A 23,938-nucleotide genomic window follows, 5' to 3' on the forward strand; every position below is an offset into this window, starting at 1 on the left:
CGTGCGGCGCGGTTGCTTCGCTGCCGCGCTTCGCCTACGCCTCGGCTCGTCCGCAGGCTGCCGCGGCGCGCTATCCCTCGTGATGTCCCTGGCGACACGGGGGACGCGCCCTGAAAGTTCCAGGCGCGTCAGGCGAACCGAGATCGGACGCACCCCGGCCGCCGCCCTGGAAAGCGCCCCGGCCACCCGCCCAGAACCCCCATGGCTCCACTCGTGAAGCTCGACGCGATCACCAAGACCTACTGGATGGGCGAGGTCGAAGTGCAGGCGCTCCGCGGGGTCTCCCTCGAGCTCTCCCGGGGCGAGATGGTCGCGATCATGGGCGCCTCCGGGTCGGGCAAATCGACGACCCTCAACGTCATCGGCACGCTCGACCGGCCGACGGGCGGCCGGTACCTCCTCGACGACGAGCCGGTCGAGGAGCTCGACGAGGTCGAGCTCGCGCGCCTCCGCAACCGGAAGATCGGGTTCGTGTTCCAGTCGTTCAACCTCCTGCCGCGCGACAGCGCCCTCGCGAACGTGGAGCTGCCCATGGTCTACGCCGGCGTCCGTCCGGCCGAGCGGCGGGAGCGGGCCGCGCGCGCCCTCGCGCGCGTCGGGCTGGACGACCGGGCGCACCACCTGCCGAACCAGCTGTCCGGCGGCCAGCAGCAGCGCGTCGCCATCGCCCGCGCCATCGTCAACGAGCCGCCGCTCCTCCTCGCGGACGAGCCGACCGGCGCGCTCGACTCCGCCACCACGCAGCAGGTCATGGAGCTCTTCTGCGCGCTCCACGCGCAGGGGATGACGGTCATCGTCGTCACGCACGACCGCTCCATCGCCGACTACGCCACCCGCGTGATCACCTTCCGCGACGGCGCCATCGTCGAGGACACCGGCCCCCGCGGGCGGCGCGTCGACGTCCGGGCGCCGCAGCCCGGACCGGCGTCGCAGCCCGGGTCGGCCTCGCAGCCCGGGCCGGCGTCGCAGCCCGGGCCGGCGTCGCAGTCCGGGCCGGCATCCCAACCCGGACAGCCATCCCAACCCGAATCGGCCCCGCCGCCCGGTCCGGCGCAGCCTGGAGGTGCCTCGTGAGCGCCCGCCGCCGGCGGCGCCTCTGGCCGTGGCTCGTCGGCGCGCTGGCGCTCGCCGGGGCCGTCGCCCTCATCGTCGGGCTGACCCGCGGCGGCCCCCCGCCCATCGACCCCGCGCTCGTCGTGACCGCCAAGCGCGGCGACCTCGCCGTCGAGATCCTCGAGACGGGGCGCATCGAGGCCCGCGAGCAGGTCGAGCTGAAATCCAAGGTCGCGGGCCAGGTCGCCGAGGTGCTCGCCGACGAGGGCGCCCGGGTCGCCAAGGACCAGCTCCTGCTCGTGCTCGACCCGACCGACTACGAGCGCGAGGTCGCCCGCGCCGAGGCCGAGCTCGCCCAGGCCCGGGCCGCCGCGGGCTACGCCAGGCGCGTCGTCGAGCGGCGGTCCGCCGGCGTCGAGGCCAGCGTCATCCCCGCGGAGGAGCTCGACCTCGCGAAGCACGACCTCGCCGCGAAGACCATCGCGATCCGGCTCGCCGAGGTCTCGCTCAACGCCGCGAAGGACCGGCTCCGGTACACGAAGGTCCTCTCGCCGCTCGACGGCACCGTGATCCAGCGCAACATCGAGCCCGGCGAGGTCGTGACGCCGGGCGTCGAGTCGACCTTCGAGGGCAAGGCGCTGCTCACCGTCGCCGACCTCTCGACGCTGATCGTGAAGGTCGACCTCAACCAGATCGACGTGGCCAAGGTGGTGCTCGGCCAGCCGGCGACGCTCACGCTCGACGCCCTGCCCGGCAAGACGTACACGGCCAAGGTCACCAAGATCGCGCCCGCCTCCGTGAAGCCCGCGGATCGCCAGGTCGACGTCTTCCCCGTCGAGGCCGAGCTCTCCCAGGGCGACGACCTCATCAAGCCCGGGATGACCGCCGACGTGCGCATCCGGCTCGACAGCAAGCCGGGCGTCGTCTCCCTGCCGATCGAGGCCGTCTCCGAGGAGGGCGGCAAGCCGACGGTCACGCGCGTCATCGACGGGCCGGACGGCAAGCAGACGACCGAGAAGGTCGAGGTCGCGCTCGGCGCGCGCAACGACCGCGAGGTCGAGATCATGAACGGCGTCCCGGAGGGGTCCCGGGTGCTCATCAACCCGCCCTCGGCGGCCGAGAACGAGACCAAGATGTGAGGTGGGCCGTCTACCTCGCGATCGCCGCGAAGGCCCTCTCGGCGCACAAGCTGCGGTCGCTGCTCACCGTCCTCAGCATCACCCTCGGCGCCTTTGCCATCGTGCTCATGACCTCGCTCGCCGAGGGCGGCCTGCTCACGCTGAGCCGCGGCATCGAGGAGCTCGGCGGGGCGCGGCTCATCCTCGTCGCGCCGAAGGTGCCGGAGCGCGCCGAGCGCAAGCAGACGATGTACGTCACCGGCTTCACCCGCAAGGACCGCGACCGGCTCGCGCGCGGCATCCCGCACGTCGTCGAGCACTCCATGTACGCCATGCTCGGCTCGCGCGACGTGACCACCGACGAGGGCAAGGAGGACCGCTCCGACCTCATCGCGGCCGACAGAGGCTTCCTCGACGCCTTCCGGATGCGCGTCGGCCGCGGCCGCGCGTTCTCCGACGACGAGGACCGCCGCCGCGCCCGGGTCTGCGTCGCCGGCCCCAAGCTCGCCGCGCGGCTCTGGCGCGGCGACCCGATCGGCCGCTGGGTCACGGTCGGGTCCCTGCGCTGCCGCGTCATCGGCGTGCTCGCCGAGAGCGATCGCCTCGGCGTCAACTTCGGCTTCAGCTGGGACGACCTCGTCGTCGCGCCCATCGACACGGCGGCGGACGTCGAGCCGACCGTGAGCACCTCGGCGCTCCTCGTCATCAAGACCGACGACGCCCGCAACAACGACCCGGTGAAGCGCATCCTCAACGCGCTCCTCGTCGAGCGCCACCACGGCGTCGACGACTTCACCCTCCTCGACTTCAGCAGCATCATGGAGAAGTTCAACGCCATGTTCGCCACGATGAAGGCGATCGTCGGCCTCATCGCGGGCATCGCGCTGCTCATCGGCGGCGTGGGCGTGATGAACATGATGCTCGTCAGCGTGTCCGAGCGCGTGCGCGAGATCGGCATCCGCAAGGCGCTCGGCGCGGCGCCGCGCGACATCAGCGCGCAGTTCCTCTGCGAGGCGGCGCTGCTCTCCGGCTTCGGCGGCCTGCTCGGCGTCCTCGGCGGCGCGGCCGTGGCCGAGCTCGCCTCGGCGGTCATCCGCCGCTTCACCCCGGGCTGGGTCGGCGCCGTCTCGGTGTCGGCCGTCGTCGCGGCGCTCGTCGTCTCCTCGGGCGTGGGCGTCGTCTTCGGGTGGCTGCCGGCCCGGCGCGCGGGCCGGCTCGACCCCGTGGCGGCGATGCGGCGATGAGGCTCGCCGACCTCCTCCACTCGACGCGCGCCGTCGTGGCCGACCGGACCCGCGCCGCGCTCACGCTGCTCGGCATCATCATCGGCACCGGCTCGATCGTGCTCCTGGCCTCGCTCCTCGCGGGCGGCGAGGAGGCGCTGCTCCGCGCGAGCCAGCAGGCCGTGGAGGCCGATCTCATCCAGATCCACCCCGCCGAGGTGAGCGTCAAGGACCGGCGCCGCACCCGCCGCGACCTCTCGCGCGCCGACGCCCGCGCGCTCGACGCGTCGCGCGCCCTCGGCGGCGCCTCGGCCCTGAGCGAGTCGGTGCGCGACACCGAGGCCCGCGCTGGCGACAAGAAGAAGCGGATCACGCTGGTGAGCGCGGCGCCGGCGGCGCCCGCGCTCTACGACCTCGAGCTCGCGGCGGGCCGGTTCCTCACCGAGGAGGACCTCGCGTCGCGGCGGCGCGTCGGCGTCGTCGGCCACGAGGTCTGGGCCGATCTCTTCGGCGGCCCCCCGGAGCGGGCCGCGGAGGGGGAGGCGCTCCACATGACGGCCGACGGGCACCTGTGGACGATCGTCGGCGTGCTGAAGGACCGGCCCATCCTGGGCTCCACGGACAGCACGAACATCTGGAACCGCAAGGTCCTCGTCCCGGAGACGACCTACGACGCGCTGTTCTCGCCGTCGCACAAGACCGACCGCATCTACGTGCGGCAGGAGCCGATCCTCGCCGTCCGCTCGCCGCTCGCCGCGCTGCGCGGGATCATCGACGCGACGCTCCAGCGGCGCCACCACGGGGTGAAGAACTTCAAGATCGAGGACAAGGACAGCCACGGCCAGGAGCAGCTCGTCCTCGACATCATCAAGATGCTGCTGCTCAGCACCGGCGTGGTCGCGCTGATCGTGGGGGGCATCAACATCATGAACATCATGCTGGTGACCGTGACCGAGCGGACGCGGGAGATCGGCGTCCGCCGCGCTGTCGGCGCCTCGCCGCGCGCGATCCTGCTGCAGTTCCTCTGCGAGGCGGCGGCGGTCTCGCTGCTCGGGGGCGTGCTCGGCGTGCTCTCGGGCGTGGGCCTCTCCTGGGCTGCCGGCGCGGTGCTCGAGCGGATGGTCGGCCGCTGGGCCTTCCAGGTGGAGGTCTGGTCGATCGTCCTGGGCCTCGGCCTCTCGGTCACGATCGGCGTGCTGTTCGGCTTCTACCCGGCGTGGCGCGCCGCGCGGCTCGACCCGATCGAGGCGCTCCGCACGGAGTAGCGCGGCTCCCGGGCGGGGCCTGAGGCATCGCCTCAAATTCTTCGGAAAATTCACAGGGAGGCGGGGAGACGGGGAGGGAGATCTTCAAAATACTCCCTGTCTCCCCGCCTCCCTGTTCAATTTCTCCGCTGAAAAGGGCTGCAAAACGAGGGGATTCCTCAGGGTTGGGGCGCCTCGCCGCCTGGCGCCCCTCACGTCGCGGCGGCGGCCTCGGGCGCGCCGGGCCGTTCCGCGCTCTCCTCGTCCTCTCGCTTCGCGTGCGGGAAGCGGTCCATGCGGCTGAGCACGGGGAAGCCGAGGGCCCACAGCGCCGCGACGATGACGGTGGCGCTGCCGCCGATGAAGATGGCGCGGAGCAGGCCGAACCAGCCGGCGGTGAGGCCGGACTCGAACTCTCCGAGCTCGTTGGACGCGCCGATGAACACCGCGTTGACCGCGCTCACCCGCCCGCGGATCGAGTCCGGCGTCTCGAACTGGACGAGGATGTGGCGGATATAGACGCTCACCATGTCGCCGGCGCCGATGAGGAACAGGGCGACGAGCGCGACGGCGAAGCTCCGGGTCTGCCCGAGCCCGATGGTGGCGAGCCCGAACACAGCGACGCCGCCGAACATCCACCGGCCGACCTGGCGCGTGATCGGCCGGAAGGCGAGCACGCCGGCGGTGAGCGCGGCGCCCACGGCCGGCGCCGTGCGGAGCATGCCGAGGCCGGTCGGGCCGGCGTGGAGCACGTCGCGCGCGTACGCCGGCAGGAGCGCGACGGCGCCGCCGAACAGCACGGCGAACAGGTCGAGCGAGATCGCGCCGAGCACCGCGGGCCTCGACCACACGAAGCGCAGCCCCTCCAGCACCGTGTTCCACGACGACGGCTCCGAGCGCCTGGCCTGCTGGGTCGTGCGCGTGAGGCCCATGAGCACGAGCGACGCGAGGAGCAGCGCCCCGACGATCGAATAGACGATCTTCGTCCCGGCGAGGTAGAGGAGCCCGCCCAGCGTCGGCCCGACGATGACGGCGACATGGAAGCTCGAGGAGCTGATCGCGACCGCCTTGCCGAAGCTCTCCGACGGCACGAGGTTCATCAGGATCGCCTGTTGCGCCGGCATCATGAAGGCGCGGGCGCTGCCGAACAGCACCAGCACCGCGAACACGGGCCACACCACGGTGAGGCCTGAGACCGTGAAGGCGAGCAGCAGCGCGGCGCAGAGCAGCTCGGCGCCGAGGCCGACGGCGATGATGTGGCGCCTGTCGAACCGGTCCGCCACCTGGCCGGCGAAGAGGATCAGGGCGAAGAAGGGCGCGAACTGGGCGAGCCCGATGAGCCCCAGGTCGAACACGTCGCCTGTCAGGGCGTAGACCTGCCAGCCGATCGCGACGCTCTGCATCTGCACCGCGATCGCGGAGAGCAGCCTGGCGGCGAGGTAGAACGTGAAGCTCCGGTGGCGCAGCACGCCGAGCCCGGTGAGGTTGTTGGAGGACATCTCGACGCCTGCGGCGACCCTGGAGGGGGAATATGGACTCTCGCTCACGCACGATGAGCGACGGCGCATGTCGCGACCGAGTCCGGGAGTCGCGCCACCGGCGTCAGCACGCGTCTTGCTTCCGCAACCCCCGTGCCACCCCCCGCGGCGGCCCCCCGGCGCCCCCCGTCGCGTGCCCGTGCTGCGCAGCGACGGGCGCGCAGGCGGCCGCTGTTGCTCCAGCAGCAGCGCTGGTGCTCCGCTGCGTCGCCACGAGCAGCCAGGGAGCTAGCGCCGCCCGCCAGATCCCCTCGATCTCCGTTGCAGAGGGGCGGTCGCCCGCACAGGAGACGGGCCCAGATCGGCGTTTTCGGCGCGCAGGCGTACTTCAGTACGCCGAGCACCGAAAACGTCGAGATGGGCCCGTCTCCGAAGCGGGCGACCGCCCCTCTCAGCCGCGGATGATTACCCAGACGGTGTCGTCTTGCTGCCGCGCGGCCGGCTTGTAGAAGAGCGAGACGTCGACGTGCCGTGTCTTGTGGGGGAAGTGGAACACGAAGCCGAAGGTCGCGTTGAGCTCGCGCTGCTCGACCCCGACGAGGAAGCGCCCGTAGAACTTCTTCACCCGGCTGCAGGGTGCAATGTCGGTGAAAAAATTCTTTCCTACTACATCTTGCCGCTTCCGGCGCGCCTGGCGCTCCTCGTACAGGTTGTAGGAGAGCACCACGCCGTCGCGATCCATCCGGATGATCCCGAAGGGCTGCGCGTCCAGGCCGCTTTCGTCCAGGTTGAATACACCGATATCGAACTCGAACTCGCTGGTCCTGCACTGCTCCTGCGTGTCCATTCAACGACCTCCAGCCGTGCCTGCCCTCGACGGATGCCCACCATCGTAGAGAACGTCCGTTGGTGTTCCTATCCGGCTTCACCGGAACGTGCTGTCGGGGGGCGGGATCCCCGGGTCGAGCAGCGCGTGTAGCGGTCTTCCCGGACACGCTGTTCTCCGGCGGAACGACATCATCGCGACACAGCGGCGACAGCGAGGCGCGCACGAGCGTACGAGCCGCCGCCCAGAGGATGAGTCCGCTTCTCGATCCGTGCCGTGGCGCCCTTCGATGGACGCCGCGCGCCGTCGCGGCGACCGCGCGAGCGAGCTCTTCAGCCCTGCGCGAGCCGGGAGAGCGCCTCGCCGGTGAGGCGGTGGACGGTCCACTCATCCATGGGCTTCGCGCCGAGCCTCCGGTAGAAGCCGATCGCGGGCTCGTTCCAGTCGAGCACGGACCACTCGAACCGCCCGCAGCCGCGCTCCACCGCGAGCCTCGCCAGGTGCACGAGGAGGGCCTTGCCGTGGCCTCCGCCGCGGTGCTCGGGCAGGACGAAGAGATCTTCGAGGTAGAGCCCGGGCTTGCCGAGGAAGGTGGAGAAGCTCTGGAAGAAGAGCGCGAAGCCGACCGCGGTCCCCTCCGCTTCGGCCAGCACCACCTCGGCCGCGGGCCTCGGGCCGAAGAGGTTCGCCTCGAGCTCCCGCTCGTCGAAGACGACCTCGTGCGCGAGCCGCTCGTACTCGGCGAGCATCCGGATGAGGCGGGCGATGGTGGGGATATCGGCGGCGGTGGCGGGGCGGATCATGGCGTCTCTCCTGCGCTTCATACAGCACCGCGCTTCCGGAGCGGAAGCACCGAGAGGAGATCACGCCGGGGACGCGCCTGGAGCGCCTCGGGTCCGAGCTCGAGATCCCCGTGTCCGCGAGGGGATCCGCGCGCTCGATCTGCCGCGGCGCTCACGCGCCGCCCGGCGCGGAGAGCGCTCGAGGCGGCGCGGCTTGCCGGCTTGCCGCTGGCCGCGCGCGCGCCCTAGGCTCTCCGCGCCCGCATGACCATGACGACCGCGCCCTCCGCCGCCGGCCCGCGCTGGCTCTACCTCCACGGCTTCGCCTCGGGCCCGGGCTCGACCAAGGGCGTCCAGATCGCCGCGCACTTCGGGGGCCGCGGGGTCGCCGTCGAGCGGCTCGACCTCCGGGTGCCCTCGTTCGAGCGCCTGCGCCTGAGCGCGATGATCGAGGCCGTGAAGCAGGCGATCGGCGGCGAGCGCGACAGGGCCCTGGTGATCGGCTCGAGCCTCGGGGGCCTCACCGCGTGCCGCGTCGCCGCGGAGGACGCGCGGGTGTGCGCGCTCGTGCTGCTCGCGCCGGCGTTCCGGATCATGGAGCGGTGGCGGCGGCGCCTCGGCGAGGAGGGATTCCGGGCCTGGGAGGAGCGGGGGTGGCTCGAGGTCGACGACTACGCGGAGAAGCGGCGAGCCCGGGTGGACTTCGGCTTTGCCGCCGACGCGGCCGAGGTGGATGACCGCTCCGGGGGCTGGCCCGACGTGCGGGTACCCACGCTCATCGTTCACGGCCGGCACGACGAGGTGGTGGATATCGAGCTGTCGCGCGCGTTCGCGGCGGCGAAGCGGCATGTCCGGCTCGTCGAGGTGGACGACGGCCACGAGCTCGTGGCCTCGATCCCCCGCATCCTCCGCGAAGCGGACGATTTCCTGCGCCCGTTCCTCGGCAGCTGACGAGCGCTGCTCGCGCGCGGCTCGCGTCCTGACGCTCGCCGCCACGCGGGGGCTGAACTCCTGTTCAGCGCACCAGGCGACCGTCTCGCCGTCCGCTCAACGACCGACTCGCATTCTATGCGTGAACGGCCCAGCTATCAAGTTCAAAGATCTGCGCTTAAAGCTCCTGTGCATCCGGCTGCGGATCGCCCGCGGCCGAGCGATCGGAGGAGCGAATGGAGAGCGAGACAGCGCCGGTTGATCGACACACCGCGCACACCGCGTCCGTCAACGGCATCGAGATGCATTACGAGCTCCGCGGCGAGGGGACGCCGCTCGTGTTGCTCCACGGCTTCACCGGGGCGAGCGGCGACTGGGCCCACCTGTTCGATATTGCGGAGCTGGGGCGCGATCACGCGGTCATCGCGCCCGACCTGCGCGGCCACGGCCGGTCGACCAACCCGGCCGGCTCCCTCACCATCCGCCAGTGCGCCCTCGACGTCTTTGCGCTCCTCGACGAGCTCGGGGTGAAGACCTTCCGGGCCGTGGGGCTCAGCTTCGGCGCCAAGTGCCTCCTGCACCTCGCCACGCAGCAGCCGGATCGCGTCGAGTCGATGGTCCTCGTTTCCGCGGCTCCGTACTTCCCCGAGCAGGCCAGGGTGCTCATGCGCCACGTCTCCGGCGAGGGCCGAACGGCGGCGGAGTGGGAGGAGATGAGGAGCCGCCACAGGCTCGGCGACGCCCAGATCCAGGCGCTGTGGCGGCAGCCGCGGCTCTTCGCGGCCAGCCACGACGACATGAGCTTCACGCCCCCCTACCTGTCGACCATCACGGCGCGGACGATGATCGTGAACGGCGACCGCGATCCCCTCTATCCGGCCGAGCTCGCGCTGGAGATGTACCGCGCGATCCCGCGCTCGTGCCTGTGGCTCCTGCCGAACTGCGGGCACACTCCTGTCTTCGGCGAGTGGAAGGAGCCGTTCGCCCGCGCCGCGCTGGCCTTCTTGCGCGGCGAGCGAGGCGATCAGGCGGCGGCCGGCGCATAGCGCGTCTGGCCCGCATTGGACGGCGCGCAGGGCTCCGGGGGGGCCTTCTGCCGGCGAAGCCGCGCGTGGTACAAGGGGCAGAGATGCGCCGTTCGATCGTGCTCCTCGCGCTCTTGCCGGGCGCCTGCGCCACCTCGTCCCCGCCGCCCGCGCCGCCTCCGCCGGTCACGGTCGACGTGCCGAGCGCCCCGCCGGCGCCGCCCGTCGCCGTGTCCCCCGCGGCGGCGGCGCCGTCCGCAGCGGCGGCGCCGGGCGCGCAGCGGACGGGCGATACGTCGACGCCCGACGGGGCGGCGAAGCGCGGCCGGCTGACGTCCGCGCAGGTTCAGCAGGTGGTGCGGGCCGGCTTTGGACAGCTCAGGTCCTGCTACGAGCGCGGGCTGCTGAAGGATCCGAACCTCACGGGCAAGGTGATGATCCGCTTCGCGATCGCTCGCGACGGCTCTGTCTCCGAGGCGGGCGACGCGGGCTCTGACTTGCCGGATCGAGAGGTCGTTGGCTGCGTGCTCAAGAGCGTTTTCAGCCTGAAGTTTCCGGAGCCGGAGGGCGGCGGGATCGTGACCGTGGTCTATCCCATCGTGTTCGCCCCGGCTGGTCCGGCGCCGCCCGGTCCGACGCCCGCTGGCGCAGCGGCCGCAAGCCCACCTCCCGCCGCGCCGTCGCCCGCTGGCCAGCCCTGAGCCGGCCCGCGTCGGGACGCGCCGGGGCTCCGCACGAGAGCAGCCGCGGGCGGCTGCCAGGCACGGCGGACGACGCGGGGGCGCGACGAGCGCTCTAGCGCTCGACGCAGCGGGCCGCGACGTACCGGCCGTTCGGGTCGCTGCCCGGGAGCAGCGCGCCCAGCTCGGCGAGCTCGAAGGTGACCGAGGTCGGCTCGACCGCCGTGATGGTGAGCCTGCCAAAGCCCGTGTTGCCGCCCCCGGTGGCGGCCGCCGTCGTGCTGCAGTCCGCGCGAGAGGACATCTCGAAGAGCGAGAGGTCGCTGCTCGCCGTATCCACCTCGCCCACGACGAGCATCGACTCGGGCATGCGGAGCTCCAGATCCCACCAGACGCCGCACGGATCGAACGTGGGGCTCATGTCGGGATCGCTGCAGGTCAGGGGCAGCGTGGCGATCCGGATCGTCACGGTCGAGTCGCCATAGACGATCGCGCTCGGGCCCGGCGTGGCGCCGCCGGAGGTCGTGGGCGCGGGGCCGACCGACGTCGACACCGAGGGGTCGACCGACGTCGTCGTCGAGCCCGGTTCGCCCGCGCTGCCCGCGCCGCCGGCTCCACCCCCGCCGCCGTCCACGACCACGGCGCCGCCGCACGCGGCTTGAACCAGCAGCGCCAGCGAGCCGGCCGCCATCGAGAGTCGGTGAGGTGAGCGCATCATCGGTCGCATCGTACCGCCCGCCTGCGGCGGTTGTGTAGCCGGCGAGCGCTTTTCAGCGCGCGCGGGATGGCGGACGCGCCCTCCGCGCGGCCCGGCATCCGCCCCACCGGGGAGAACTCCCGCAGCCGGCCGGCGCGCGTGTGTGCTACCATCGACCACACAGCACGTCCGGGGCGCGACTGCCGCATGCCGGAGCGCGCTGCGCGGAGCTCTCATGAACGCACCCGTCGTCGAAGGAGAGGTGATCGCCGGCAAGTACCGGGTCGATCGCGTCGTGGGCCGGGGCGGCATGGGGATGGTGGTCGCGGCCAGCCACCTGTTCCTCCCGCAGCGGGTCGCGATCAAGCTCCTCCTCAGCGACGACAGCCCAGCGCTCGTGCAGCGGTTTCTCCGCGAGGCGCGCGCGGCGGCGCGCCTCAAGGGCGAGCACGTCGTGCGGGTGCTCGACGTCGGCGAGCTCGAGTCGGGCGTCCCGTACATCGTGATGGAGTTCCTGGAGGGCGAAGATCTGTCCGACGTGATCCGCGCGCGCGGCCAGCTCGACGTCGCGGAGGCGGCCGATTACGTGCTGCAGGCGTGCGTGGCGATGGCCGAGGCGCACGCCGCTGGCATCGTGCACCGCGATCTCAAGCCGGCGAACCTCTTCCTCACGACGGCGCCCGGCGGGGCGAAGCTCATCAAGGTGCTCGACTTCGGGATCTCGAAGGAGATGCCGAGCGGCGGCGAGGGCGGCGGCGCGTCGCTGACGCAGACGCGCGAGGTGCTCGGCTCGCCCATCTACATGCCGCCGGAGCAGATGCGTTCGTCGCGCTCCGTCGACGCCCGCTCCGACATCTGGGCGCTCGGCGCGATCCTCTACCGCGCGCTCGTCGGGCGGCCGCCTTTCGAGGCGCCGGCGCTCGCCGAGCTCGTGCTGCAGGTCGCGAGCGCGGAGCCGGTCCCGCCCAGCGCGCTCCGGAGCGACCTGCCCCTCGAGCTGGAGGGCGTGATCCTCCACTGCCTCCAGAAGGACCCAGCCCGGCGGCCGCAGACCGTCGCCGACCTGGCGCTCGCGCTGGCGCCCTTCGCGCCGGCGGGCGGGCAGGAGCGCGCCGAGCGCGCCGAGCGCATCCTCAGGGCGCCGCCCGCGGCGCCGTCCCGGCCCAGCAGCCCCTCGGTGCCGGCGCCGCGGCCCGGGCCGGACAGCAGCCCGAGCGCCACGTCGGCGCCGACGGCGAGCCTCCTGCCCACGACGCGGGTGCTCGCGCGGACGCCCGCGCAGCCGACGTCCCGAAGGACGACCCTCCGCATGGCGATCGGAGCGGCCGCGATGGCCTCGCTGGCGCTCGCGATCTGGGGCGCGGTAGCGCTGCGCGACGGCGCGCCGGAGGAGCGAGCGGCGCTGGAGCCTGCCGCGGAGGTCCCGCAGGGCGCCCCGGCCGCGCGGGGCGCGGAGCGGACGGCGTCGGAGGGCGAGGGGGACCCGCGGCGTACGGGGCAGGGAATGGCAGGGGGCGAGGCGGACCCGCCCATCGCGCAGGAGCCGCGGCCGGTCGTCCAGGTGGCCGCGCCGCTGCCGTCGGCCTCCCCGGGCCCCGCGCCGACCGGCGAGGCGGCGCGCCTCGCGCCGGCGCAGCAGCAGCGCCGGCGTGCGCCTGCGACCCCGAGCGCGGATCCCTCGCCCGCGAGGGCGCCGTCGTCGTCCGAGGCCCGGAATCCCTTCGAGATCCAGCTCAAATGAGATAGGGATCACCGGTCTCCGACCGACTGTACCTTTCTTTAACCGGATCACGGACGAGGCATCGATGCGTTCACGTAGGCTGGCCTCCTCGGTCGCCCTCTCGGCGCTGACCACGGCCGCCGGCGCCGCTGCGCAGCCCGCCGCGCCGACCCAGGCCACGCCGCCCGCTTCTGCGCCGACCCAGGCCACGCCGCCGGCTCCTGCGCCGACCCAGGCCTCGACGCCCGCCCAGGCGCCTCCGGCGCCGCTCGCCGAGACGCTCACCGGCACGGCCAGGGCCGATTACGAGCTCGGAAAGAGCCTCTTTGGCAATGGGGACTTCGCCAACGCGTTCATCAAGTTCCAGCATGCTTACGAGAGCTCGAAGGACGCGCGCCTCCTCTGGAACATGGTTGTCTGCACGTCCAGGATGCACCGGTACAGCCGGCTGCTCGCGCTGGTGGAGAAGCTGAGGCGGGAGGATCGCGGCGTCCTGCTCCCGGACGACTGGGCGCAGATCGCCGACCTCGAGCGGAACGCCAGGGGCCTTGTCGGCCACCTGGACTTCGCGGTGAGCGAGCGCGGCGCGGAGGTGACGATCGACGGCGAGCCGGTCGGAGAGACGCCGCTCTCGGGCAAGGTGATCGTCGATTCCGGCACGAGACGTATCCGTGTCTTCAAGCCGGGCTTCAAGGAGCATGTCCTCGTGGAGACCGTGACTGCGGGACAGGAGCTGCTCGTCGAGGTGCGGCTCTTGAAGCAGGTCCACGCCGGCAGGCTCTCCGTGCTTGCGTCGCCGAACGACATCATCGTGCTCGACGGCAAGCTCCTCGGCCGGGGGCGGTGGGAAGGCGCCGTGCCGAGCGGTCGCCACGTGCTGCGGGTGACGGCGCCGGGGATGGTGCCGTATGAGTCGGAGCTCGTGATCCAGGACGAGGCGCTGAGCAGCGCCATCGTCGGCCTGAAGCCGGTCGAGAAGGCCGGTGTGCCGGTGTGGGCGTGGGTCGCCGGCTCCGCGCTGCTCGTCGCGGCGGCGGTCGTGCTCGTCGGCCTGCCGCTCCAGCCCGGGCCGGAGCCGCCGATCAAGGGCACCCTCGGGGAGACGCGCCCCACCGGGTTCGGAGGCCGCTGGTGAGGCGCTCGCTCCGGTCGTCCTTCGGGTCGATGGCGGCGCTCGCGATCGCCTCGGCAGGGTGCTCGGCGCCTGTCACGGGGGAGCTCATGGTGGCCATCCAGACGGACATGGCCGTGCCCAAGGATCTCGACCGCATCGAGCTCCAGGTCCTCTCCGGCGGCAACATCGTCATTCCCAGCACGCCCTTTCCGCTCGGTCCCGGCGAGTTCCAGCTCCCCGCGACACAGGGGCTCACGGTCTCCGAGGACCCGGGCCGGGAGATCAGCATCCGCGTGCGGGCGATGCTGGGCGACTGGACCCGCGTGACGCACACGGTGCTCACGACCGTCCCCGAGAACCGCGTGGCGACGCTCTGGGTGCCGCTGCACTTCCTGTGCAGCGTGGAGGCGCAGGAACAAGGCGAGGCGCGCGACGCCGGCCCTCCGGGCGCATGTCCCGACGACCCCGCGTGCGCCGCCGACGCGTGCGGGGAGCGCCGCGTGAGCTCGGCGAGCCTGCCCGATTACGTAGAGCGGGACGCCCTGCGCCGTGCCTGCTTCGACGCGGCGATCTGCTTTGCGGGCGCGCCTCCGGTCGAGGTCGGCGACCTCGATGAGGAGGACTGTTCCATCGCGGCGGGCGACGACGACGTGAACGTCGCGATCGCGACCGAGGGAGACGGCGGCTGCGGCGCTGCGGGGTGCTTCGTGCCGCTCGACGCGGAGAGCGAATTCGGCTGGCGCAGGCGCGACGACGGGCGGATAGCGCTCCCGAAGGCGCTCTGCTCGCCCGGGCGGCCGGCCCGGCTCGGCGTGGTCGTCTCTCCGGTCACGCCGGCGTGTCCCCCGAAGCAGATCGGCGACCCGCTCTGCCCTGCGGACGAGCGCTGGCCGGTCGTCCTGGCCGCGCGGCAGCGGGGCCCGGGCTCGCTCGCGGTGAGCCATGGCGGCGTGTTCTGGACCGAGCAGGGCTCGCTGCGCGATGTGGACGAGCCCAACGTCGACGGCGCCGTGAAGCGCGTCGCGCGCGCGGGGGGCGCGCCGGAGACGCTCGCGTCGGCGCAGGCGGTGCCACGCCACCTCGCGCTCGGAGACAACGGCGAGGTCTTCTGGACGAACCGCGGGGTCGTCGGCGCGACCGCGACGGCGCTGATGCGATGGATCCCTGGCGGCAAGGCTGAACGCCTGCTGGACGCGCAGCAGCTGGCGAAGCTGGGTCCTTCGGGCAGCCTGGAGGCGCTCGCGACGAAAGGCGATGTCCTGGTCTGGACGCAGCTCCCCGAGCATGGTGCGCCCGGTCGCGTGGGCTTCGCGGAGCTGGACATGCTGGACGCGCAGCGCGAGGTGACGCCTGCAGAGCTCACCGACGCCGACCGCGCCTACCGCATCGCCGCGGCAAACAACGTCGTTTGCTGGACCGATGTCGGCCCGGACAGCGCCGGGAACGAGGCCGCGGCGGGCTCGGTCCTGTGCGCGAAGGACGGCTCGGTGCACCCCGTGAGCGTGGGCGAACGGAAGCCGTACGGGATCGCGCTCGACGCCGAGAACCCGAAGGAGGTGTTCTGGGTGAACCTCGATGGCGAGGTCGTGCGGGCCCCGCTGGACGGCGGAGCGCGCGACGTCATTTTCCGGGACCTCGCCACGCCCGGCCCGTACGGGATCGCGCTCGACGAGCGCCGGGTTTACTGGACCAACCGTATCCAGGGCACGGTGAACATGCTGCCCCGCGACGCTCCGCCCGGCAGCGCGTGCCGCGACGGCGCGTGCACGCTCGCCACGGGGCAGCTCAACCCGGGGGCGATCGTTGTCGACGCGGACGCGCTCTACTGGATCAACGAGGGGTCGCCCCTCGTGGGGTCGACGGGCAACGCCGACGGCGCCGTCGTGAGGCTCGCCAAGCCGCCGCCGCCATGAGCAGCGCGGCGGCGGCGCTGCCGCCTGGCGCCGCCGCGCCGGCGGCCCTGCAGCCACAGCCTCCCTCGTCGTCGGTCTCCGGGCCTGAGCCCCCGCCGCCCGCGTCCTCCGCGGGGCCCATGGCCTCCCCTGCGCCCGTCCCGCCCTGCGACGACGACGAGACCTGCGATCGGTGGACGCAACCGCCGGCGATGCACACCCCGCCATCCTCGCACGGCGCGTTGTCCGCCTTGCTCGGCGGCACGCACTTGCCGGTCTCCGGATCGCAGGTGCCATCCTCGTGGCACTCGTCCGTCGCGGCGCAGGTGATCGCCTCGCCGGCGCACGTCCCTGCCCGGCAGATGTCATCCGTGGTGCAGGAGTTCTCGTCATCGCAGGGCGCGTCGTCGTCGTCCGTCGCGACACAGCTCCCCCCGACGCAGGCGTAGCGCGTGCACGGCTCGTCGCCGCCGCAGGCGGCCGTGTCGTCGTCGGTGCCCACGCAGGTGCCCGCGTTGCAGGCGTCGCCGCTCGTGCAGGGATTGTCATCATTGCAGGCGGTGCCGGTGAGGGGCGAGCAGGTGCCGTCGGCGCTCGCGCCGGCCGCCACGGAGCACGCGTCGCAGGTGCCGAGATCGCAGGCGGCGTCGCAGCAGACGCCGTCGACGCAGAACCCGCTCTGGCACTCGCACCGATCCGCGCACGCCTCGCCGGGCTGGCCCAGGGTGAACCGCTCCACGGTCTGATACTCCACGTTCTGATACTCTCCGCCCGTGATCAGCACCGACCCGTCCTCGGCGATGTACGTCGCCTCGTGAAACGCGCGGGGCGCGCTGAGCGCCGGTACCGTGATCCATCGATCGTTGTCCGGGTTGTAGAGCTCTGCATCCGCGGTGAACGATTCGCTATCGGGCCGCCCGCCCGCGATGAACACGCAGCCGTTCGGAAGCCGCGTCGCCGTGTGCGCGTGACGGGATCCGTGCCTCTCCATCGATCTGCCGAGCGAGAAGCTGTTCGTCGAAGGAACGTAGATTTCCGTCACATCGGAGTACCCGACCACGAGGACGCGCCCATCCGGGAGCAGCGTCGCCGTGTGCAGGTATCGCTCGGATTCCGCCATCATGGACGGCCCCCGGGTCCACGTGTCGCTCACGGGATTGTAAAGCTCGGTGGTCCGCAGCCCGTCGCCGCGATAGCCGCCCACGACGAGGACCTCCCCTGTCTGGAGCAGCGTGGCGGTGTGCAGCGTGCGCGGCTCCTCGAGGGACGCCGCCTCCTCGAGCTCGCCGGTGCTCGGGTCGTAGCGGAAGACTGTGTCGTAGACCGCGACGTCGTTGCGATCGGCCCCACCGCCGACGATCAGCACATCGCCTGATTCCTCCCCGAGCCTGGTCAGGGTGTGGCGGTAGAGATCGGCCGGCAGAGCCTCATCGAGGGGGTGGATCAGGGGAAGCGTGCCCTGGACCACCCAGCTCATCGTGCGCGTGTCGTACACCTCGTACGTGGCGCTCGCCCCGTCGCCGTCCCCGCCGACCACGAGGACGCGGTCCCTGTCGAGCGCGATCGCGGCGTGGTCGGTGCGCGCCCGCTGCATGTTGCCTGTCACGGGAGGGGCGGACCACGCGTTCTCCGCGGGATCGTAGAGCTCCGTGCTCTCGAGCCTTACGCCGTAGATGTCGGTTCCTCCCGTGACGAGCACGTGCCTTCCGAGCAGCGCGGCCGCGTGGCGGCTGCGGCGGGTCCGCATGGCCGGCGGGGCTGGCGACTGCCACTCCGGGTCGACGAGCACCTGCTCGCCCTCCGCGTCGACGAACAGCTCGATCCGCGCCCCGCGCGCCGCGAGCCGCGCGCCGACCTCGCGGCCGCCGGCCGCGTATGCCGCCGGCGCCGTCACGCGGAGCCGCACCGCCCCCGCCGCGTCGGCGATCTCGATCGCCCCGTCCCGCTCCGCCAGCGCGCCGCCCTGGACCTCCCATGCCGCCGCGGGCGCGTCGCGCTGCTCCGCCGCCGCGTCGAGCAGCAGCCACTCCTCGACGCCCGCTGGCGTCGCGGTCCAGAACGAGGACCCGCCCGCGCGCCGGTAGGCCACCGCGCGATCGGCGAGCATCGCCTCGCCTTCGGCTCCCACCTCGCGAACCCGAAGCGCCTCGCCCCCGTCGAGCGCGAAGAGGATCTCGCCGCTCCCGTCGCTCGGCAGCCGCGCCACCACGCCCCCGCGCCGCCCCGCGGCGGCCCGCTCGAGCCCGCCGCCGCTGCGGAGGAACCCCGGGCCGACGCTCAGCACGGTTGCGGCATGGTCCGGGAAAGCGCTGCGCAGCGCCTCGTCCGGCGTCGGATCAGGCGCGGCACACCCGGTGAGCGACTGCAGCGACGCGAGGAGCGCAGAGGCGGCGAACAGAAGGTGTGGGCGGCGGTGCGGAGCTGCCATGGCGAATGGGAGAATACGGTACGCGAGCTCACCCGCTGCCGCCTAGCGCCGCGCGACAGAAATCCCGTCATGACTTCCCGGGCGAGGAGGAGCGTCCGCTAAAAAGCTTGGTGATTCCACTAGTTGTCGGCGGTTTTCACCGTCGGAGGCGGCTCCGGCGTGGCCCAGCGCGGGGGCCCAACGGGTCGCCCTCCGCCGCCGCGTCGGCCGCTGTCGAGGGGGCCGTGGCATCATCGGTCGGGGTCGGCGCCTGACGCGACCGCGCGGCGCCGAAGGAGCCGCATTCGGTCGCTTGGGAGCCCGCGGCGCGGCACGGCACTGCTGTTGCCGCGCCGCGATCGGCCGCCAGCTACTGGATGAGCGGACCTCGACACCAGCCAGCGCGGCCGACAGACGTCACGTTCATGCCGATCGCCTGGGCAATGCTGACATAAACGTCGTTGTGATTGCGCCCGCCGGCGTCGAGCAGGCGCCCGGTCTTCCAGGCACCTCCACAGCTGCCGGCAACCACGAAAGGTGCGTGTTGGGGCGGGTGGTCGGTCTCGGCGAAGTTCTGGGACGAGCCCAGCTGGCTGCTGCCGTTCTGGGTGGAAAGGACCGCTGCGGTGTTGTCGAGCAGCGAGAACTCGCCGTCGGAAATGCTCTTCAGCTTTTCGACGAAATAGCGGAACTCTCCTGCGAAGTAGGCCTGGAGTCGGGTGATCTGTTGTCCCGGAGCGCCGTCCGGATCGCCGTGTGAGATGGAGTGCCAGGCCGAGATATCGATGTCGCCGAACTTGACGGCTTCGTTGTTTTCGCCGCCGCCCCACATCATGGATGCCACGCGGGTGATGTTGCAGGCGAAAGCCATCGCCAGGATGTCGAGATACAGCCGGCTGTGCTCCGGCATGTCGTTCATCATGGTGTTCTTGCTGAGCAGCGGCGACGCGATCTGCTTGCACGAACTCTCTTGGGGGATGCTGCCGCCGACATCGCGCTCGAGCGTGCGCAGCGACTCGAGGTAGAAGTCCATCTTGACGGCCTCCTCCGGCCCGAGCCGCCCGCGAAAGGACCGGACATCGTCCTTGATGAAGTCGAGCACGCTCTGACGGCGGAGCAGCGCCTGCTCGGCGGCGCTCGGCGTGTTCATGGACGGGTTGCCCCCGCCGATCCGGTCCGCGATGCGCTGATACGCAGCCAGCGGGTTCGTCACGCTGGGGATGAACCTGCCATCGACCTGAGACAGTCCGGGGATGACGCCGCCGTCGCCGGATGTCTGTCCGACCGCCATCTCCAGCGATGCCAGCGGGGTCGTGTCCTTCAGGAACCTGGCGAACTCCTGATCGATGCTGGTCGGCGCGCCAAGGCCGAACACCGAAAACGACGCCGAGCGGTGCGCGTTACCGGGGTCGCGTGCGAGCGTCAGGTTCTTGAACACCAGGATGTCGTCGCGCACCGCCTCGAGCGGCGCCATGTGCGGCTTGAGCACGAAATTTCTTTCGCCTCCGGTCGGCTCCGATTGATACTGAGAGCCATTCGCGTAGCCGAACATGGCGACGCGCGTGATTCGCGGAACCGCTTGGGCGTAGAGGTTGTCGACCAGCCCAGAACAGAAGAGCGTTCCGTAGCCGAGGCCACGGAGCATCGTACGCCGGGAAAATTTCACGTTGCGCATGGCGAACTCCTAGTTCCTTCGGTCGATGAAGCTCGGCGATGCGATCACGCTCAGCACCAGCTGATCGATCGTGTGCTGTGAGCGCGCGAACTCGTCCACGAGGCGCTCCTTCTCACAGGCGTCGAGCTCCGGCAAATCGTATCCTGAAGCGTAGGCGGCGAACTGCTGGGCGAAGCAGCCGTAGACATCCGGCTTTTGCGCCAGCTCGTCCACCATCTCCACGAAGTTGGAAAACACGATCCCGGGGAGCGCGTTCTCCTCGCTCGGCAGCGGCAGACTGCCGCTCGCGTCGATCTCCTGCCCCTGGTCCGTCGTTCTGTAGCGACCGATAGCATCGTAGCTTTCAAGAGCAAACCCGATGCCATCGAACAGTTTATGACAGACGGCGCAGCCCGGACTCGCATGAATGCCGAGTCTCTGCCGACCCGTGGCGCCCGGCTCGGCGAACTGGCCAGCATTCGGGACACCGCCGGGCGGCAGCGGCACGCGGTGGCACAGGACCTCTGCGCGGACGTAGGCGCCGCGCCCGACGAGGCCCGTATCCTGGCTGTGCGAGTGGCCCCAGAGGAACGGCAGCGAGGTGAAGATGCCGCGGCGTTCCGTCGGATCGAGCTCGCGACGCACCATGGCGTCGCCGGTCACCCCGCTCAGACCGTAGAGCGGGGCGGTGCGCTCGTTCACGAACGCGTACGTGCCCGAGAACAGCGAGTCGAAGCGACGATCCGCTCCCGCGTCGAACAGCACGCTGTTCGTGAGCAGGCGCAACTCTTCTCTCAAATCGGCGGCGAGCTCGGGCGTTGCCATCGGGAAGACGCTGGCGTCTTTCACCGACTTCGAGAGATTCTCGAGCTCCAGCCACTGCTCGAAGAAGTGGTTCATGGCCGGCGCCGCCTTGTCGCGCGCCTCGAACAGGCGCTGGGCCTGGGCCAGGATCACTGTACGGTCGCGCAGCTTCCCTTGATCTGCGAGCGCGGTGAGCTCGGCGTCCGGCGCGCTGTCCCAGAGCAGGTACGAGAGCGCCGAAGCGATCTCGTGATCCGTCAGCGGTGTCACCGCTCCGGTGTCCTTCACCGTGCCGAGCTCGGTGCGGTGCAGGCTGCTCGGCGACATGAGCAGCGCCTGCACGACGCTCTTGACGCCTCCGGCAGGACCTTCGCCCTGCGCGGCGGTCTTGGCGAAGAGCGCGCTGAAGGAGGTGAGCTCGGTCGCCGAGAGCGGGCGGCGCCAGAGCTTTTGCCCCGTCTTGGCGACGAAGCCGTCCAGGCAACTGCCGGGCGCCAGGGTGGCGACGTCGCAAGCGATCCCGAACTTGTCGGGGTTCTTCAGCGCGTGCGCCCCGAGCTCTTCGCCGAGCGCGAAGTATACCTCCGCGAGGAGCGGCGCGACTCGCAGCTCTGCGGCCTGGTTGGCGAAGCCGTCGAGCCTGGCCTCGTTCGGCAAGTTCGAGAGCGCTGCCGGCTGGAGGTCGAACTCGTCGCGCAAGGTGTTGGCAAGCTGGGTGTTGGTCAATCGCCAGATGCGCGGTTTGGCCAGCGCAGGGGTGGCGCTACACTCGGCCTCCGGCGCCGGCGCCGCCTCGCCCTCGGGGCCCAAGACGCCCGTGCACCCGCTGGCCACGACGACCGCGAGCGGCGCTGCAAGGCGAAACGAGCGGCTCGTGAGTAATTGCAGTACACCGATTCGTTTTGCGATTGGCATGGAACGCTCTTGCTAGGATGAAATGTTGGAGTGAGCGGACGTGTCGCGGCTGGAAGACCTTGTTGACGGAGGACACGATGCGACCGCCGTGCGTCGCGTCTTGCACTGAGATGAACGTGAGCGTCCGAGCTCAATCACGGTTCGCTCGAGGTTTCCCGAGAGGCCGTGAAGATCGCTCATCGATGTATTTCTGGGGCGGGGTGGATGCGGCGGACTCGGCCGGTCAGGTCACCCGATGAGCCATCGAGCTCCTGCTTGGCCGCGCCATCTCCATGTCGTTCCCCCCGACCCCGGGGGGCGAGGAGGACTCCCATGAAGGACTTCCAGGCGCTCCACATCACGAACGCCGCTCGGCGTGTAACGTGGTCGCCCCACCGCTGGTCGTTCCATGGGCGCCGTCGCTCCCCGCTCTTGCCCAGGACGGGGTGCTCCACCTTCGCGCGGCCGGCGCTGGATCCGACGAGCCGCACCGCACCAGGCTCAATCCAACAAGAGCGATGCTTTGTGCTGCATATGAACGCACGGCAGCCTCGACGATGTTGGTTGTGTACGGTTGAAAGCTGAGTGAACCGGTGCGTGCGCGGGTCGCAGGTGAGGCCTCGCGCTCAGAGCGCGGGATGACGCGAACGATGCTCCCGCGAACGCGCCGCTGCACGCGTGATCGACGAGCAAACGAACGTACCCGGTGCCGAGATCGATCCCGATCCCGGGGACGAGGGGCCGGCGCGCACGAAGGCCTGTCCAGGGCAAAGCAAAAGGACACCCCCTGGAAGGTATTGTGAACGCTCACATATTCGGTGTCAACCAGAAATGGAGCGGCGCGCGGGTCGCCTGGATCCCCGGAGTTGGGCAGCGGCGCCCGGCCGCGGCGCCCGTGTGCGCTCTCCGGTGCGCTCGGCTCGTATCACGGCCCGGCGAGAGGGCGAGATAGCGGACCTGTCCGTGCGATACATCGGCCTGCCTCGGGCTCAAGAGAGCGAACGGCATCACGACGGTCGCCCACGAAGGCTGCCATGGGCGACGGCCTGACCATGAACAGAAATCGGTGCACCACGGCACAGGAGCTCACGATGACCACGAGACCTCGCCTGCCGGGCACCTCTGATCAGGGCGCACACGCACCTGCCACGCAGGTTCCAGATCTCCGTCGGGCGGACCCGCTCGAACGGAGCCCTCCGGGCCAGTGTTGGCCTCAGCCCGGCGGGTAGGGGCGGGGCTGCCAGGAGAGCGCGCGCCCGGCCCGACGAGCGGGGAGGGGGAGAGCAGAGAGACGCGCCTCAGAAGGCGGCGTCGCGGAGCTTCGCCTTGTACTCCGCCTTGTACAGATCGTGGCAGGCCTTGCAGCTCGCCTTGGCGCCGTCGATGTCGCCCTTCTTGGCCTTTTCCGCGCCCTCCTTCGAGATCGCGACCCACTTGGGCATCCCGGGCGGCGGCTTCGACGCCACGTAGTCCAGCGCCGACGCGATCTTCGCGCCGTCGCCGCTCGTGGTCGCCGACTGCATCACCGTCTTCATCCAGCCCTGCATCGGACAGGCCTTCTGTCCTTTTGCACCGCAGCCAAAATCCTTCCCCTCGGCAACGGAACCGGGGACGTCCGCCGTCCCGCTCGCGGCCCATGCTGCGCCCGCAAAGCCAATGCCGACGCTCATCAACACCGCGCTCATCAGCTTCATGCTCATCGACATCCGACGTCTCCTGTCATGTAAGAAGCAAGCTCGGACGAGCCATCGAAACTCGGAGAATCTTATTGTGAGCGTTCACAATACTGACGTCAACAGGAATCGTCCGACGCGCGGCTCTCCTCGATCCCGATGGGTGCGCGGCGGCGGCCGGCCGCGGCGCCCGAGCTGGGAGAGGTCCGGCGAGCGCAGGAGCCGCGGGCGAGCTCGCGCTGGACCGCGCGTTCGAGTCGCCGCGCGCAAGCGGCGGTGCCCAGGCGCTCGCAGGCTCGCAGCGTCGAGCGCCAACCGTCGATGCGCTCCTCGGCTTCGAGCGCGTCGGGCGGGCCGGCGAACAACGCGGTCCGGCGTCCGCCCATGTCCACGCGGGGCGCCGGAGGAGCGCCGCCAGCCTTGCCCTCCCTCGGGCTCGGGATGCCCCCCGCGGGCCCATCAATCGCGTTGACTTCGTGCATGTGACCGTTCACAATCCTGTCGAGAGGTATCCTTTCGCTTCGCCTCGGGTGGTTCGTCACGCGCACCGAGACCTTCGTCATCTGATCGGCCTCGGCACCGATTCCGTTCGGTCGGTCACCGCGGAAGCGATCGCCGATCGATGGTGCTTGGCGTTTTGCCAGTTTCAATGCACTGGAGACCACGACGAGCCTCGCTTCGGCTGTCGTGAGATCCAGGGGATCGTCCACGGGAATTCTCCGAG

Annotated in this window: 19 protein-coding genes; 10 read left to right on the top strand and 9 right to left on the bottom strand. The window is 71.2% G+C overall.

The window, feature by feature from the left end; translation table 11 throughout:
* Positions 1 to 201: 201 nt before the first annotated feature.
* The 4 genes from WME89_RS08125 to WME89_RS08140 are packed head-to-tail and all read left to right on the top strand — an operon-like array spanning position 202 to position 4,659.
* Entirely contained in the window at positions 202 to 1,074 is an 873-nt protein-coding gene (locus WME89_RS08125; RefSeq protein WP_438008655.1) for an ATP-binding cassette domain-containing protein, read from the top strand.
* Positions 1,071 to 2,192, top strand: a complete 1,122-nt coding sequence (locus tag WME89_RS08130; protein WP_438008656.1) for an efflux RND transporter periplasmic adaptor subunit — start codon at positions 1,071 to 1,073, stop codon at positions 2,190 to 2,192. Before WME89_RS08125 ends, WME89_RS08130 begins: the two co-directional genes overlap by 4 nt.
* Positions 2,189 to 3,415, top strand: a complete 1,227-nt coding sequence (locus tag WME89_RS08135; protein WP_438008657.1) for an ABC transporter permease — start codon at positions 2,189 to 2,191, stop codon at positions 3,413 to 3,415. Before WME89_RS08130 ends, WME89_RS08135 begins: the two co-directional genes overlap by 4 nt.
* Positions 3,412 to 4,659 (top strand): ABC transporter permease, encoded by a 1,248-nt coding sequence (locus WME89_RS08140; protein WP_437652764.1) that lies wholly within the window; start codon positions 3,412 to 3,414, stop codon positions 4,657 to 4,659. The genes WME89_RS08135 and WME89_RS08140 overlap by 4 nt, the downstream gene beginning before the upstream one ends.
* 191 nt (positions 4,660 to 4,850) lie before the next feature.
* On the opposite strand, the gene WME89_RS08145 is transcribed toward WME89_RS08140, so the two are convergent.
* The 3 genes from WME89_RS08145 to WME89_RS08155 form a co-directional block, all read right to left on the bottom strand.
* Entirely contained in the window at positions 4,851 to 6,137 is a 1,287-nt protein-coding gene (locus WME89_RS08145) for an MFS transporter (RefSeq protein ID WP_438008658.1), read from the bottom strand.
* Between the two features lie 430 nt (positions 6,138 to 6,567).
* Positions 6,568 to 6,963, bottom strand: a complete 396-nt coding sequence (locus tag WME89_RS08150; protein ID WP_437652762.1) for a PAS domain-containing protein — start codon at positions 6,961 to 6,963, stop codon at positions 6,568 to 6,570.
* A gap of 311 nt (positions 6,964 to 7,274) precedes the next feature.
* Positions 7,275 to 7,745, bottom strand: a complete 471-nt coding sequence (locus WME89_RS08155) for an N-acetyltransferase family protein (RefSeq protein ID WP_437624548.1) — start codon at positions 7,743 to 7,745, stop codon at positions 7,275 to 7,277.
* A 243-nt stretch (positions 7,746 to 7,988) separates the two neighbouring features.
* On the opposite strand from WME89_RS08155, the gene WME89_RS08160 reads away from it, so the two are divergent.
* The 3 genes from WME89_RS08160 (at position 7,989) to WME89_RS08170 (ending at position 10,380) form a co-directional block, all read left to right on the top strand.
* Entirely contained in the window at positions 7,989 to 8,675 is a 687-nt protein-coding gene (locus WME89_RS08160) for a YqiA/YcfP family alpha/beta fold hydrolase (protein ID WP_438008659.1), read from the top strand.
* Positions 8,676 to 8,890: 215 nt separating this feature from the next.
* Positions 8,891 to 9,700: an alpha/beta fold hydrolase gene (locus tag WME89_RS08165; protein WP_438008660.1), complete on the top strand. Its 810-nt coding sequence runs from the start codon at positions 8,891 to 8,893 to the stop codon at positions 9,698 to 9,700.
* An 83-nt stretch (positions 9,701 to 9,783) separates the two neighbouring features.
* Entirely contained in the window at positions 9,784 to 10,380 is a 597-nt protein-coding gene (locus WME89_RS08170) for an AgmX/PglI C-terminal domain-containing protein (protein ID WP_438008661.1), read from the top strand.
* A gap of 94 nt (positions 10,381 to 10,474) precedes the next feature.
* On the opposite strand, the gene WME89_RS08175 is transcribed toward WME89_RS08170, so the two are convergent.
* On the bottom strand, positions 10,475 to 11,077 hold the full coding sequence (locus tag WME89_RS08175) for a hypothetical protein (protein ID WP_438008662.1): 603 nt from the start codon (positions 11,075 to 11,077) through the stop codon (positions 10,475 to 10,477).
* A 214-nt stretch (positions 11,078 to 11,291) separates the two neighbouring features.
* Between WME89_RS08175 and WME89_RS08180 the strand changes: the two genes are divergently transcribed.
* The 3 genes from WME89_RS08180 (at position 11,292) to WME89_RS08190 (ending at position 15,803) form a co-directional block, all read left to right on the top strand.
* Positions 11,292 to 12,797, top strand: a complete 1,506-nt coding sequence (locus WME89_RS08180) for a protein kinase domain-containing protein (protein ID WP_438008663.1) — start codon at positions 11,292 to 11,294, stop codon at positions 12,795 to 12,797.
* Positions 12,798 to 12,861: 64 nt separating this feature from the next.
* Positions 12,862 to 13,911, top strand: a complete 1,050-nt coding sequence (locus WME89_RS08185; RefSeq protein WP_438008664.1) for a PEGA domain-containing protein — start codon at positions 12,862 to 12,864, stop codon at positions 13,909 to 13,911.
* A complete protein-coding gene (locus WME89_RS08190; protein ID WP_438008665.1) occupies positions 13,908 to 15,803 on the top strand; it encodes a hypothetical protein in 1,896 nt (631 codons plus the stop codon). Before WME89_RS08185 ends, WME89_RS08190 begins: the two co-directional genes overlap by 4 nt.
* On the opposite strand, the gene WME89_RS08195 is transcribed toward WME89_RS08190, so the two are convergent.
* The 5 genes from WME89_RS08195 to WME89_RS08215 all read right to left on the bottom strand — a co-directional run bounded on the left by WME89_RS08195 (position 15,721) and on the right by WME89_RS08215 (position 23,924).
* Complete coding sequence (locus WME89_RS08195) at positions 15,721 to 18,210, bottom strand: kelch repeat-containing protein (protein ID WP_438008666.1); 2,490 nt, start codon at positions 18,208 to 18,210, stop codon at positions 15,721 to 15,723. The genes WME89_RS08190 and WME89_RS08195 overlap by 83 nt on opposite strands.
* Positions 18,211 to 18,559: 349 nt before the next feature.
* Positions 18,560 to 19,864 (bottom strand): DUF1552 domain-containing protein, encoded by a 1,305-nt coding sequence (locus WME89_RS08200; protein ID WP_438008667.1) that lies wholly within the window; start codon positions 19,862 to 19,864, stop codon positions 18,560 to 18,562.
* A gap of 9 nt (positions 19,865 to 19,873) precedes the next feature.
* Complete coding sequence (locus tag WME89_RS08205; protein ID WP_438008668.1) at positions 19,874 to 21,562, bottom strand: DUF1592 domain-containing protein; 1,689 nt, start codon at positions 21,560 to 21,562, stop codon at positions 19,874 to 19,876.
* 1,277 nt (positions 21,563 to 22,839) lie between these two features.
* Positions 22,840 to 23,241 (bottom strand): hypothetical protein, encoded by a 402-nt coding sequence (locus WME89_RS08210; RefSeq protein WP_438008669.1) that lies wholly within the window; start codon positions 23,239 to 23,241, stop codon positions 22,840 to 22,842.
* A gap of 92 nt (positions 23,242 to 23,333) precedes the next feature.
* Entirely contained in the window at positions 23,334 to 23,924 is a 591-nt protein-coding gene (locus WME89_RS08215; RefSeq protein WP_438008670.1) for a hypothetical protein, read from the bottom strand.
* Positions 23,925 to 23,938 lie beyond the last annotated feature (14 nt).

The organism is Sorangium sp. So ce321 (assembly GCF_051530195.1).
Lineage (GTDB): Bacteria > Myxococcota_A > Polyangia > Polyangiales > Polyangiaceae > Sorangium.